General features: G+C 43.6%; 9 protein-coding genes and 1 pseudogene. 7 read left to right on the top strand and 3 right to left on the bottom strand.

What is annotated here, in order from left to right; genetic code table 11:
- Nucleotides 1-201: 201 nt before the first annotated feature.
- From FDZ78_RS03365 to FDZ78_RS03355, 3 genes and pseudogenes are all read right to left on the bottom strand, one after another.
- A complete protein-coding gene (locus tag FDZ78_RS03365; protein ID WP_136409089.1) occupies nt 202-2,493 on the bottom strand; it encodes an inorganic phosphate transporter in 2,292 nt (763 codons plus the stop codon).
- 687 nt (nt 2,494-3,180) lie between these two features.
- Nucleotides 3,181-3,321, bottom strand: a pseudogene (locus FDZ78_RS14780) (ZIP family metal transporter); the annotation flags it as partial.
- Between the two features lie 106 nt (nt 3,322-3,427).
- A complete protein-coding gene (locus FDZ78_RS03355; RefSeq protein WP_136409088.1) occupies nt 3,428-4,384 on the bottom strand; it encodes a helix-turn-helix transcriptional regulator in 957 nt (318 codons plus the stop codon).
- Nucleotides 4,385-4,582: 198 nt separating this feature from the next.
- Here FDZ78_RS03355 and FDZ78_RS03350 point away from each other — a divergent pair, with 198 nt between their 5' ends.
- The 7 genes from FDZ78_RS03350 to FDZ78_RS03320 are packed head-to-tail and all read left to right on the top strand — an operon-like array spanning nt 4,583 to nt 14,638.
- Nucleotides 4,583-6,082, top strand: coding sequence for a PepSY-associated TM helix domain-containing protein (locus FDZ78_RS03350; RefSeq protein ID WP_168182155.1), 1,500 nt, complete (start codon nt 4,583-4,585; stop codon nt 6,080-6,082).
- A 13-nt stretch (nt 6,083-6,095) separates the two neighbouring features.
- A complete protein-coding gene (locus FDZ78_RS03345; RefSeq protein WP_136409086.1) occupies nt 6,096-6,569 on the top strand; it encodes a calycin-like domain-containing protein in 474 nt (157 codons plus the stop codon).
- A gap of 12 nt (nt 6,570-6,581) precedes the next feature.
- Nucleotides 6,582-8,708, top strand: a complete 2,127-nt coding sequence (locus FDZ78_RS03340) for a TonB-dependent receptor (protein WP_136409085.1) — start codon at nt 6,582-6,584, stop codon at nt 8,706-8,708.
- Nucleotides 8,709-8,710: 2 nt separating this feature from the next.
- Entirely contained in the window at nt 8,711-13,036 is a 4,326-nt protein-coding gene (locus FDZ78_RS03335) for a cobaltochelatase subunit CobN (protein ID WP_136409209.1), read from the top strand.
- Complete coding sequence (locus tag FDZ78_RS03330; RefSeq protein ID WP_136409084.1) at nt 13,036-13,719, top strand: hypothetical protein; 684 nt, start codon at nt 13,036-13,038, stop codon at nt 13,717-13,719. Before FDZ78_RS03335 ends, FDZ78_RS03330 begins: the two co-directional genes overlap by 1 nt.
- On the top strand, nt 13,716-14,309 hold the full coding sequence (locus FDZ78_RS03325; RefSeq protein WP_136409083.1) for a MotA/TolQ/ExbB proton channel family protein: 594 nt from the start codon (nt 13,716-13,718) through the stop codon (nt 14,307-14,309). Before FDZ78_RS03330 ends, FDZ78_RS03325 begins: the two co-directional genes overlap by 4 nt.
- Nucleotides 14,309-14,638 carry a DUF2149 domain-containing protein gene (locus FDZ78_RS03320; RefSeq protein WP_107032983.1) on the top strand — a complete coding sequence of 110 codons (330 nt, stop codon included), beginning with the start codon at nt 14,309-14,311 and terminating at the stop codon, nt 14,636-14,638. Before FDZ78_RS03325 ends, FDZ78_RS03320 begins: the two co-directional genes overlap by 1 nt.
- The last annotated feature ends 350 nt before the right edge of the window (nt 14,639-14,988 follow it).

Here is a 14,988-nt window from a genome sequence, read left to right as displayed (position 1 = left end):
TGCCGATTCTGCCTGAAGAACTGACCACAGCGTAAGTTGCACACGCTAATCTCTGATAATCGAGTGAGTCCGGAATAAAAATTTCACGACCAAACAATTAAACAATCAGCCACTTAGCGCTAAGCTAAGTGGCTGATTGTTTAATTTTGCCGAAAAGCGGTCATTAACTCCGCTGACGGTTGGTTTGTCCAATCAAGAATATCAGGCCGGCAGGGGTTGGTGACGGTCTTCGCCTGTCGGATGGCTTCTGAACTGGGTGTCACGCAATTTGGCGTAGGCACGCAGATACTTACGCAGGCCCGAAACCATTTCCTGAGTTTCCTGAAGCATGTTCATATACACGTAGAGCACTGTCATTGAGGCCGAATCGCCCTCGCGGAGCTGATCATACAGCCGGTGATACGTCTCAGAAATCAAATCCTTGATCTCGTCACAGTGCCGGCGCAGCATCGGAATCGCCTCTGTGCCCCCGGTATCCATCATGGCCAGAGTGTCGTTAAACAGAATCTCTACCCGCGAGCAGATCTCCCGGAATTCCCCCACATAGGCCTGCGGGAGAGGCAGGAAGTTGTTTTCCACATGCTCCTTGCAGATCTCGCTGATTCGCCGCAGATTGTAGAGAATCCCCATGCAGCAGTTGTTGCTGAGATAGAACCAGGTGCTTTTCTCGATGGCCGTCTCATGGGCCACCTGACGCAGACAGAGCGTCTCCTTTCTGCGGTCGCTTTTCAGTATGCTCTTCTGACGCGTCAGACTCGACTCAGCCTTGCCGAGCGCTCTGACATTCTCGCTCACAAAAGCTTCGGCTATGCCGCGGTATGACTCTCCGGCATATGACAGAAACTTTTCCTGCTGCTGAGTGATGTAGAGCAGAAGCAGATTCCAGTTCTCGCTCTTATCGCCAGAAGAAATGATGGTCTGAAACATCACATCGCCGTTTTCCTCCTCCTTGCGGGCCTTGAAGCGGCGGTTGCTGCGTATGATCAGGAAGATGGTCAGCGCTCCGAGAGCTATCATCACCCAGTGGCCTCCGAGATGCATCAGCAGGGCAATGACTCCGGCGCCCATGAAAGCCGCACCGGCGGTGATGAACCATCCGCCAATGACGGAGATGACACCGGTGATGCGGAACACAGCGCTCTCACGCCCCCATGCCCGGTCGGCAAGCGAAGTACCCATCGCCACCATAAACGTTACAAACGTGGTCGACAGCGGGAGCTTCAGCGATGTGCCGAGCGCGATCAGAGCGCCCGCCAACACCAGATTCACAGCACCTCTGATAAGGTCGAAGGCCGCACCCTGGTCCATGATAGTCTCATCGGTATTGAACCTGCGGTTAAACCAGCGGCGCACATGGGGCGGCGTCACACTCCTGACCCACGCTATAACCCTGAGAGCCCAGCGCACAAGCCGGCGGGCTATGCGCGACGACCCGAACAGCTCCTCGCCTCCCTGCTGCGAGCCGAGCCCGATTTCGGTTTTTGAAACATTGTGGGTCTTCTTCGAGGTGGCAAGCGAAACCACCATTATCACTCCGGCCCCGATCAGGAACCACACCGGAGTGTCTGACGGACCGTTGAGCGACCCCATCAGAAAACCGTGAGCATCGCCGGCACCGTTTGCCATATAATCATTATATGACTCAAGTCCGCTCAGCGGCACTCCAATGAAGTTGACAAGGTCATTGCCGGCAAAAGCCATAGCCAGCGCAAACGTGCCCATCATCACTATAACCTTCAGCACATTGACCTTCAGCATATGGAGCAGCTGCATGACCACAGTGAATAAAACCAGGCTTCCGCCGAGTATCAGCCACGTATTGGCCCCGATCCAGGCTTTTGCCTCAGGAGTCATGAACACCATTTCCTTCACACCCTTGAGAAGAAGGAAGTAGACGATGGCCGTAGCGCAGATACCGCCGAAGATTCCGATTTTCCACTTCATGTGGCTGCGGTAGTTGAACGAGAAAATCATTCTCGAAATGAACTGCACCACAGTGCCGAAGAAAAATGCCACAGCAACCGAAAGAAAGATACCGAGGATGACCGACAGTGCTTTTTCGGTGTTCAGCAGATCATTGAAGCCGAGCTCCGAGCCTCCGGCCATCTTGATCATAGCCACCGCAAACGTAGCGCCCAAAAGGCCGAAAACCATCGAGACGGTGGTCGAGGTTGGCATTCCGAGAGTATTGAACACGTCAAGCAGTATGATGTCCGTGACCATCACCGCCATGAAAATGCAGATCAGGTCATAAAACGCAAAATGCTCCGGCCTGAAAATGCCGTGGCGGGCAATGTCCATCATACCGTTGCTCATCGCAGCGCCGATAAACACACCTATCGAGGCCACGATCAGTATTCGCTTGAACGAGGCCGCTTTAGAGCCTATAGCCGAGTTCAGAAAGTTGACAGCGTCGTTGCTCACCCCCACCGACAGATCGAATACCGCCAGCAGAAACAGGAAGATCACAACGCAGAGAAACAATATGTCCATGTAGCGTGAGGATTACTTGATGTTTATGAATTAAATCTTGTATTTGTTTTATAACAACAAAGTAAGAGCTTAAACATTTCAAAAATGTTTCAAAAACATCAATCAATTATGAAATTTCGGAGCAAGGTTTCACTAACGGCGGTGGAATGCCTGACGACTTCAAGCACTTTCTTGAACAGAAAATCACCGAACGCCTTTCAAATCATAGCAATATGAGGCAAATGCCCCGGCATGAGCATCGAGGAAGCCTTGCGCTGTTTCTGAAATGAGCACAGAGCAAAATTGCGATGAAAAGGCCATAAACTACACTGACATCAACTGCCATCAAGAGAAGCAAAGATACCGGCCGTTGACCCTATCAGCAGAGGAACACCCTCCGAGAATCAACACAATAAGCATTATTAAGTAATGTCGCGCATTGATGCCTTTGTAAATCCCCGGTAAGAAAACTCCTGTCGAGCCACATCGAGAATACGGCGGTTTATATCTTGTTTAAGAATCTGCATAAATGAACTAAGTTCTATAATTCGTTGCAAAATTACTCAATAGCAATAAAATACACAATACCTAATAGTAGTGAGTGACCGATTGTTGATTGCAAATCAATCAGATAAACTGCAAACAATGAACAAACAAAAATAGTGTTCATTATTGCGTGTCAAGGGCTACGGACAACATGGTAAACTTCTAACCCAATACTACATCAAGTACCATCATAAGGGCAAAACCGACAGCAAAACCGATCGTCCCAAGATTGGAGTGTCCATCTTGGGCTGTTTCAGGTATAAGCTCTTCAACCACTACATACATCATTGCTCCCGCACCAAAAATTTAGAACTTTTTATTTCATACAGCAAAGTTAGATTGAAGTAGAGTATCCCACAATACTTAAAAATTGGATAAATCAGGGCTGAGAGATTATCTTAATGTATAATTATCTATGTGGGTTTACATCTTTTATATCAACTAAATTATTGAGTATCGCAAAAACCGCCAGTCCCACTGATGAATGGATTTGTAGTTTGGCAGAGATGTTTCTGCGATATGTTGTCACTGTATGTATAGAAATTAATAACTGTGACGCAATTTCTTTATTTGACAAGCCTTTGGCAACGCAGCATATTATATCCTTCTCGCGATCAGTCATAGAATCCAGCAAATCTGTTTTTTCATCGTCGCTGTTGCTGTCTTTTACTGATTCATGACGTGACAACTTCAATGACTTTTCGAGTTTCTCAACTGCCGGGATAAAGAGTTTATTCTCAATCTCACAATGGTTCTTTAACTCATTGCCACAATAAATTATGTCGAATAATGCTGATGTCAGTATTTCATTGTCCTTCACATGATAGTGTCTTATAAACAGGTCTTTAATTTGAGAAAGCTTTTCTGTCATACTACTGTGATGTGAGGAGTAGTCAGTAATTCGGAACTGCTCATTAGTAACGTCGTTCAATAAGTCGGTCACATAGCAAAACACCTCATCGTTTTCATGTTCCATGTGATTGTGTACTTCCTTCACATAATCATCAAAGAATTTCAGAAGCAGAAACGCTACGTCATTTATATCGGAGCAATTAATAGCCTCTATGAGTTTCCTACGGATGGAAGGCAATAGAAAGTCAAGGAAGTGTGTATGGGCTTTCCTTAGATATCCCATTAAAGCAGGCAGCGATATTTCAAATTGTGAATAGTTTTGTCCGTATAGGAAATTGGAAACTGCAAGGAATGACTCCATATGAACATTGTCTTCCTTACATGCTTCGCCAACTGTCTTATCGCCGAATCCGAAAGACAGTCCAAACCGACTTAAAACTCCTAATATATGAGGTTCATCCTCTATAATGGCTTTAAGGCGATCACCAGGAAATATTGATTGATTCTTTGACATAGTTTGATAGTTGAAACGGGGCTGTAAATCCCCATGCAAAATTACTATGAATATAATACCTACACCATACCTAAAAATGAGTGTTTTTCCCTGGGGAATTAAATCATGACTACCTTAATTGCTCTAATTTATCCGATTTTTGAGTATTGTGTCAGTTTCCGGATACAAGTAATTTTGCGCCCAAAATTTATCATCAACATGAAACCAAAGAAGCACAAAAAATGGAAATGGCTCCACAAATGGGCGGGACTATTGGTCTCCGTCTTCATGTTGTTGTTCTGTCTATCCGGGATAATCCTCAATCACAGGGACACGTTTTCACAATTTAATATTGACCGCTCCTGTTTACCTTCATCATACAAATTAAAGAACTATAACTATGGGATAATCCGAGGTACATTGCCACTTGACAAAGATAGAATACTTGCCTATGGCTCATGTGGGGTGTGGTTGACGGATTCGATATTCAGCAATTCTTATGATTTTAATGCCGGACTACCGACAGGTATAGATCGACGAAATGTCAGAAATATCATAAAGGATCAGAGTGGACAAATATGGTGTGCCACAACTTATGATTTATATAAATTAAAAGGTCATGAATGGAAGCCGGTTGATTTACCAAAAAATCACTCAAAGATATCTGATATTTCATCTACACCTGACAACTCAGGAATAATTGTCCTTACTCGTTCAAACATCTATAGAGTATCACATGATGATATTAAGGAGTTAACTTTACAGGCTCCATTTGATGAGGATAATAAAATAAGTCTATTTAAGTCAATATGGAATCTGCATAGTGGTGAGCTGTGGGGGCTACCAGGTAGGATTGTTGTTGACATTATAGCCATAGTATTGATAATCCTGTCTTTGACGGGTATTATCTTGTTTATCTTGCCATTTTCTATTCGTCACAGTCATAAAACAATCCTTCCAGCGAAGATTCTAAAATGGAATTTCAAATGGCATAATCTAATCGGCTATTTCACTATTGTCCTTACGATACTTGTAGTGTTTACAGGAATGTGTTTACGCCCACCATTGATGATACCTTTTGTCATGACAAAGACATCACCGCTTCCCGGATCGAGTCTTGATACTGATAACTATTGGCATGATAAACTCCGTGCTATACGCTGGGATGAAGATAATCAAAATTGGATGATTTCAACATCAAAAGGATTCGTGCAATTAAAGGATTTTTCATCAAATCCAGTCATTATCCCTTCGGATAAAAGCCCGGCAGTAAGTCCGATGGGAGTCAACGTATTTTATAGAGAAGCTCCGGGAGTATGGATCGTCGGGTCTTTTAGCGGAATCTATCGTTGGAAACCCAATGAGGGGAAATGCTATACTTTTCATGATAACACTATTGTTGACCCCAATAGACGAAATTCATTTGGATTGGCAAACGACATAGTTAGTGGCTACAGTGCTGATACCTATAAGCCTATCGTATTTGATTATGCTAAAGGGACTGAAGAACTGCATCCTATGGGCAGTGACATGAGAAACCAACCAATGTCTTTATGGAATTTTGCCTTGGAACTTCATGTCGGAAGATGTTATTCATCATTCCTTGGTCCGATATCAAATCTGTTCGTCTTTCTGTCTGGCTTGATAATATTGTCTGTTCTGGCATCAGGCTATATCATAAGTCGTAAAATCAAAAATTCACATAACATAAACCAATAAATTATTTTATCACATGAAACAAATTAAGTTTCTTTTTGCCACAATCATGGCTGTTGTCTTCTTGACAACATTCTCGTCGTGCAGCGACGAAAAAGACGAGCCTGCGGTTCCCGCAGCAAAAACAATTCAGGGTACATACGCCGGTGATCTGGAATGTACAGTGATGGGCAGTGCTTCGATATTCGAGGGCAAGACGTTCACTGTCAACGCCACGGATGAATCAACTGTCTCTGTTGTGCTCCCTGCTTTTGGCGAAGCACCAATGGCATTGCCGTCCATCACTCTCACCGGAGTAAAAGTAACAGAAGCAAATGGCGTGGTCACTCTGGCTACTACAGAAGTAACCGGTCAGACCGATGCGGGAAAATCCTACACGTGTACTTTCTCCGGCACAGTTCAGGACAAGACCCTGAATCTGAAGTTCAATCTTCAATATGGCGCAATGCCTATGCCCATGATTTGTTCATCGACAGCTCTGAAACAGTAACTCACTCCGGCAATGGAAAGAATTAAAATTTTCCTTGCCATCTACGGACTAACGCTCCCTTTCATCGGACTCGCCGATACCTTTAACGGCCGGGTGGTCGATGAAACGGGGAGTCCGTTGATAGGCGCAACGGTCAAGGCATCCAATGATAGGATTACGACTACTAATACTGATGGTGATTTCAGTATTAGTGCAGAAGGCTCCACTGCAAAGCTTCAAATATCATATATCGGATTCCTTACAGAGACGTTTATATTAAAAAGCAATACCGGCAAACATGAGTTACGGATGACTCCGGATATAGGTGCCTTAGAGGAAGTAGTGGTCACTGCAACCCGTACACCAAAGGCTCTGAAAGATGTTCCTGTTGTCACACGATTAATAACTGCGGATGATATACGCAAGACTGACGCAACAAATATACAGGACTTGCTGACAGAAGAGCTTCCGGGACTTGAATTTACATACGCAATGAGTCAGGAGACATCATTAAATATGAGTGGCTTTGGTGGAAAATCCGTTCTGTTCCTTGTTGACGGAGAACGGCTTGCCGGAGAGACAATGGACAACATTGACTTCAACCGACTCAATCTTGACAATGTCGGTCAGGTTGAAGTTGTGAAAGGTGCTTCATCTGCGTTATATGGTGCCAATGCCGTAGGTGGCGTTGTCAACCTTATCACCCGTGAGAGTAAAGAACCATGGCGTATCAATCTCAATTCAAGATATAAAAGTCTCGGAAATGAATGGAGATCAGGCGCAGACCTTAACTTTTATTCCGGGAAATGGACATCAAACACAAACTTTCAGTATAATACTTCTGAAACTGTCAAGCTTACTGATGCATTTGATACCGAATCGAATCTGCAAAACTTATATGGTGGACGAACATTCAACGTCAAGGAACGACTGTCTTTCCAGCCATCGAATGCATTACGCCTGACAGCAAGAGGTGGATATTTCAATAGGACGAGCACTCGAATAAATTATGACGACCACTATATTGACTATACTGCGGGGCTCCGTGGAGCATGGAATATAGGAGTCGGAAAGACTCTTGAATTATCATACAGCTACGACCAGTACGATAAGCAACGATATGTAAACGGCCGACGCACCCACGACCATGACTATAGTAATCGTCAGCATATCGCTCACGCTTTATATACTCAGTTCTTTGGGAATAACGCATTAACAGCTGGAGCCGACTACATGAATGATTATCTTCTGACTTATCAGTTCGTAAGTGGAGAAACTCATTCACAGTCTTCAGTTGATGCTTTTGTTCAGTTTGACTATAACCCATTGTCTTGGCTGAATATTGTAGCAAGTGTACGTGAGGATTATTTTTCGGAATCAAAAAACAATTCGGTCACAGCCCGACTTGCCACTATGTTCAAATTCAACCGTTTTTCAGTGAGGGCTAACTATGCCGGAGGTTTCAGAGCTCCAACCCTCAAAGAAATGTATATGAATTTCGATATGGCAGGAATACAGATGATTTATGGCAATCCTAACCTTAAACCGGAGAAAAGCCACAACTTCAATCTTGCGCTTGAGCATAATGGTCAGATCCGTAACAGTATTTTTGCCGGTTCCTATAGCATGAATGCAATGGGCTATTTCAACTGGTATGACAGCCGAATCACCACCACTGACTATCCGGGGGATTCGACCAATGAGCCGGGAGCCATCTATTGTAACGAGGATGGAGTAAAAGTAGCAGGTATAGATATTTCAGCACGTTACAGACTACAAATGGGATTGGGAATGACGTTGAATTACAATTACTTGCATACAATGGGAAGAACCGTTGACTCTCAGTTTTCCAATCCTCGTCCACACTCCATGACTTGGAGGCTGGATTATGAAAGACGCTTATGCAGTGCATATAAATTCTATGCCGGTATATCCGGACGGTATCTTGCAAAGCCGGAATCAAAGTATGACACAGACAATGCTTATTCTGTTTGGAAATTTACGCTCCAACAGGAGATCTGGCGCGGGATAAATGTCAATTTTATAATTGACAATCTGTTGAACTATCGACCTAAAGTATATTACTGGAACTCACTTCCTACGCTTGGACGGACTTGGTCGATAGGAGTATCATTAGATATTGACACAATGTTTAGATGAAAATGACAAGAAAAAAAATAATTCTTGCATCAGTAGCAGTGGTGATTTTAATTACCGTTGCTATTGTTGCGTGGAGAAGCATGGCATCATCCACAAAAATAGCGTTCGTAAACTATCAGCCAATCACTCTCGGAGAAATCGGTAAAGCCAATGATAACTCTTTCATTAAGATAGAAAATCTTGATGTCGAAGATTTAGAAAATGCCTCTAAATTCGATATGGTATTTGTCAATGGAATGGGATTGAGAATCACCGAGGAGCAGCGTGAGTCATTGTCAAAGGCAGCGGAGTCCGGCACACCTGTAATAACGACAGCCGCCACAAATCCCGACAATTATATCGTATCAATCGATTCCGTTGACACGGAATTTCTGAAACAGTATCTTCAAGGCGGTGGTCGTACGAATTATAGAAGTATGCTCAACTATGTAAGAAAATATATAGATGGCAAAAAACTATTTATTGGCGAAATCAGCGACCCCAAACAGGCACCAAGCGGAATGTTTTATCACCAAGACCTCAAGGATCCTGACAATGAAATGTTATATTTCGATTCATTGTCTGAATATAGGAACTTCCTAAATGAAAACAATTTGCTTAAATCCAACTCTCCTGAAATTATTCTGACCGGACAGATGGGGGTCCCCGATGAATTGATAGCCGAATTGGAATCAACAGGCAACATCGTTTACCCCATTTCAAATATCCAGAAGGCAATCAACAACGGAATAACAGACAGTATCTCCCCATCGGCAATGATAAACATGGCTCACGGAAGGATGGGCGATGTCGTCGTGGAGTATCTGAAAGAAAAGAATATACCTTTGTTTTCACCATTGAACGTCAATCGTGATTATAATGAATGGATGGATGACAAGATGGGTATGAACGGCGGTTTCATGTCCCAGAGTATCGTGACTCCCGAGATTGATGGTGCTATAAGACCTTACGCCCTATTTGCACAGTTTGAAGGTACCGACGGAGTGCCGGTGATAAAAGCTATTCCTGAACGACTGACTGAATTCGTTGAGACTGTCAATAATTATGTGAGTCTAAGGCATAAGTACAATAGAGAGAAGAAAGTTGTAATTTTCTACTTCAAAGGCCCCGGACAAAATTCTCTTGTCGCCGAAGGATTGGAGGTCGCACCCTCTTTATACAATATGCTCAACCGGCTCAAACAGGAAGGATATAAAGTGGATAACCTTCCTTCATCACTCGCAGTGTTTGAGAAATTGATCAATGACCGTGGTCGGGTATTCGGAAATTACGCGACAGGGGCAATGTCTGATTTTGTCAAAAAAGCCAATCCTGAGATTATAACCCGCTCCGATTATGAAAAATGGGCTGTAAATGATCTCGGTCAAGAAATGTCGGAAGAGATAACAGCTGTTGATGGTGAGTTTCCCGGTCATGGTCTTAAGACAGACAACGGAGATCTTGCACTTGCCAGACTTCAATTCGGCAATATTGTCCTTATTCCTCAGACGGCAGCCGGACTTGGAGATGATGATTTCAAAATTGTCCATGGTACGGATATGGCACCCCCTCATGCTTACGTCGCTTCTTATCTTTGGGCACGTAACGGCTTTAATGCCGATGCAATCATCCATTTTGGAGCACACGGTTCACTGGAGTTTACACCGAGAAAGCAGGTGGCACTCAGCAGTCGTGACTGGTCAGACAGACTGGTCGGCACAATACCTCATTTTTATATCTATTCCACAAGTAATGTAGGTGAAGCGATGATGGCAAAACGCCGAAGCTATGCCGGAATAATAAACTATCTTACCCCTCCGTTTTTGGAAAGCAATGTACGTGGAATTTACAAAAACCTGACTGATGCAATAGCATCCTATAATAAGGAAGCCGAATCAGATAATCCTGACAACAGTCGTCTTGATGCGGCATCACGACTCGTGAAGAAGTATGTTGTAGAGCTTGGAATACATAGAGAACTCCGATTGGACAGTCTTATTTCAAAACCCTACTCAGCAGGTGAGATTTCCAGAATAGAGAGTTTTGCAGAGGAACTTGCCAATGAGAAAATCACAGGCGCATTATATGTTATGGGAATACCATACGAAAAGGATAAACTGAAATCGACTGTATTGGCGATGACTGTTGACCCGATAGCGTACAGCCTTCTTACTCTTGACAAACAACGTGGCAAGATAAAGGGCAATAAGTCTGAAGGACTGGCATTCACCGGTCGATATTTGACACCAGTTCGCACACTTGTAGCAAATATTCTTGCGGAGAACCGCTTAGCTACAGATGCTGAGATTTGTAAAATTGCCGGCATTTCTATGAATGATTTGCAGAGTGCCAGAGCTGTTACCGAAGACATTAATGGTTCAAAAGACTTATTCTCGAAGATGATGGTAATGGGGTCGTCCATGCCAATAGCCGCTCCTACGGCTAAATTATCCGAAAGGAAAGAAAGTTCTTCTACCAAAATGAAAAGAATGATGAATGCCACCGGTATGTCACCGGAGAAAGCACTTGAAATGGCAAAGAAAATGGGTGCGGATTCTGCTGCAATTGCAAAAATGAGCGCCGCCATGAAGCGAAATTCATCAAAGTCAAAAGATAAAGGTGCAGCTACCTCGAAAGCCAAGGCAATGTCAGCGCCAAAATACACTAAAGAGGAGATACAAAAAGCGACGGCAATAATGGAGATTGAACGCGCTGTCAGGAATGTCAGTCTTTATGCCGAAGCGTTGGCCAACAGCCCCGAATATGAATTGGCATCGGTTATCAATGCTTTGAATGGCGGTTTTATCGCCCCGACATCAGGCGGCGACCCGGTTCTCAATCCATTGGTTTTGCCGACCGGAAGAAATATGTTTGCTATAAATGCAGAAGAAACGCCTTCGGCTGTAGCATGGGAAAAGGGAAAAACTCTGGCAGATAATACTCTCAAAATGTATCGTGAGGCCCACAACGATTCACTGCCTCGAAAGGTCAGTTATACATTGTGGAGCAGTGAATTTATCGAAACCGAGGGCGCTACAATAGCCCAGATTCTATATATGCTTGGTGTTGAACCGCTGAGGGATCCTTTCGGACGTGTCACAGATTTGCGACTTATACCGTCTGAAGAACTTGGACGTCCGCGAATTGATGTTGTAGTCCAGACCTCCGGACAATTACGGGATCTGGCAGCTTCCAGATTATTTCTGATTACAAGAGCAGTAGAAATGGCATCACAGGCAAAGGATGACAAATATCCCAACTACGTTTCGGAAGGTGTAGTTGAATCCGAAAAGCATCTTGTAGATAAAGGAGTATCACCCAAAGAGGCTCGTGAGATGTCAACTGCAAGAGTGTTTGGAGGTGTAGATGGGAACTATGGAAGTGGAATACAGGAAATGGTTGAGGCTGGAGACAGATGGGATGACGAGACTCAGATAGCCGAGACTTATATCCATAATATGGGAGCTTCTTACGGCTCAGAGAAAGATTGGGAAAAAATGCGTGATTTCGCATTTGAGGCAGCTTTGACCCGTACCGATGTGGTAGTTCAGCCTCGACAGAGTAATACTTGGGGTGCGCTAAGTCTCGATCACGTGTATGAGTTCATGGGTGGTATGAATCTCGCTGTACGTAACGTAACAGGTAAAGACCCGGATGCTTACCTTGCCGATTACCGAAATCGCAGTCATGCAAAAATGCAGGAAGTAAAAGAAGCTATCGGCGTAGAAAGCAGGACAACCATCCTCAATCCGACATACATCAAGGAAAAAATGAATGGCGGTGCCGGGGATGCCTCAGGAATTGCTGATGTCGTAAGGAACACATACGGCTGGAATGTGATGAAACCTGATGTCATTGACAACGAATTATGGAACGACATCTACGACACATACATCGCTGACAAGCATAATCTCGGAACAAGAGATTATTTCAAGTCTGTCAATCCCGCAGCCATAGAAGAAATTACGGCTGTAATGATGGAGACTGCGCGAAAAGGAATGTGGACTGCTACAGACGAACAGCTTTCTGCGCTGGCCAAACTTCATACGGAAGTCGTAAACGAGTATCAGCCCTCTTGCTCCGGATTTGTATGTAACAACACCAAACTCCGTGAGTATATCGCTTCAAACGTCGACAAAACGACCGCCAAAGCGTATAACAATTCTATAAGCAATATTCGCGCAGAGAATTTCGGTGTAGATGATGGCAAGGTAATGAAGAAAGAAGAATTGAACAATCTCGAAAAGACAACAAGTCATATCAATAGCGGATTTGTACTTGGAATTGTCGCGATATGCGTCCTCGTCGTGTTCCTCGTTATAAGACGTCGCAGAAAAATGAATAAATAATGGAGACTGTCGTTATTCTCATCATGTTTATGGTCGGTTTGAGCTTCGTGCTCAAACTGACCTTCATGCGCCCATGGCAAATGATAGCCGAAGCCGTGAGTCTGGCATTTGCTACCATATCAACTACAGATATTGCAATCAGCCAGTCGAAAATACAGATTTCTGAATGGCTACAGACTCCTGACCTGATGCTTGACTTGGCGGTAATCCTCACATTGGACGTGGCATTACAGATAGCATTTTGCCTCTTTATGATTAATAATCCAATAAAGCTCAAAGACAGAGTCGTAAAGAATCTACTTTTGTTTATTCCCGGATTGCTTATATTCCCCGTTTCATTTTATTTGCTTGTGCAGATTATATTTACTAATGCGGGAGTGGATTTTAACAATCTTAGCTACTGTCTGGGGATAGCAATAGTGATTATGATTCCATTGCTTGCTTATGGCGTAAGATACTTACTTCCTGAAAAGTCAGAACGGCTCGAACTGATTTTCTACATTAACTGTATCATTGGGCTTCTTGGAATTATAGCTACCGTAAATGGTCGGACTGCAACAACTGGAGTCAACGAAATCAATGTTAACTCCTTACTGGCAATTATTGGAATCGCTGTAATCGGCAGTATTCTTGGGTATCTTCTTTTTCGCAAAAATCAAAATAAACACAATAATCAATCATGAATGTAATTTCAAATATCCTCTACTGGATTTCGACAGGACTACTTGTACCTGTCATCGTGTTGCTGATCTATTTCTTTATAAGGTCAATAATCCTCATTGGCGGATTCTTCGGACAGTATATGACAGAAAAGAAAACTGCAACAATGTTGGATGAGAAAGTCAAGGAACTCAATCCTTCAAACATCAATGACTTTCTTGCGTCTTTTTCAGACAGGAAAGGGATCTTGGTCATCGACTATCTGAATGAAATCTATAAATCAGCTGATAGCCCTGCGAGATTGGATATGCTTGTCTCAGAATACGAGCTTGCCGCAGAGAAAAACATCGCGACATCTAAGATTCTTACTAAAATGGGCCCGATACTTGGTCTTATGGGAACACTGATTCCGATGGGACCGGCACTTGTAGGTCTCGCTAAAGGAGATATAGCTTCTATGGCATACAATATGCAGGTAGCTTTTGCTACAACTGTGGTTGGGCTTGTGGTAAGTGCTATTGGATTTGTAACACAGCAGGCTAAGGAACGCTGGGCGTTGCATAATCTCATGATTCTTGACTTCATTGTTCAAACACTCAAAGAGAAAAAATAATGGCACGAAGACGTTCTATACTCCGGCGCGGAGAGGATTCTGATCCTATGAGCGTCGTGAGCAATCTTTTTGATGTGGCAATGGTGTTTGCCGTAGCTCTGATGGTTGCTCTTGTCAGTCGCTACAATATGACTGAAATGTTTTCTCAGGAAGATTTTACAATGGTGAAAAATCCCGGTAAGGAGAATATGGAAATCATTACAAAAGAAGGCGAAAAAATAAATCGTTATACACCTTCGGAAGAGCAAAACTCATCTGGCAACAAAGGAAAAAGAGTCGGAACCGCCTACGAACTTGAAAACGGAGACATCATTTACGTACCCGAATAAATAGTTATAGCTGAGCGTTTGCATAAGAAGATACTTCACACGATGCATGGTATTTCGTCGAAGCGCAGGAATGTCTACTATGTAATATCGTTTGAAAAATCGATAAATATTGCTTCAAAACGAAAGACAGCCGACAGCATAACATAAATTATGACTGCCGGCTGATCTTTTAGAGTTTGGGACCTGCGGCGCGAAAGCCTCCGGGTGGAGTGGCTCCGCACACTCCGATTACTATGCGAGAACTTAACGGCTCACGCTGGTACGGATTGGTAGGCTCAGCCACTTCGGCATAGTGGAACGGACTTTGTACAATTAATTTGAAGCGAAGCGCGTTTGTATGATATAACAGC

Source organism: Duncaniella sp. B8, assembly GCF_005304985.1.
GTDB classification, from domain to species: Bacteria; Bacteroidota; Bacteroidia; order Bacteroidales; family Muribaculaceae; genus Duncaniella; species Duncaniella muris.
The sequence above is the reverse complement of the archived record's forward strand: the minus strand, read 5'-3'. Positions and strand labels throughout refer to the sequence as shown.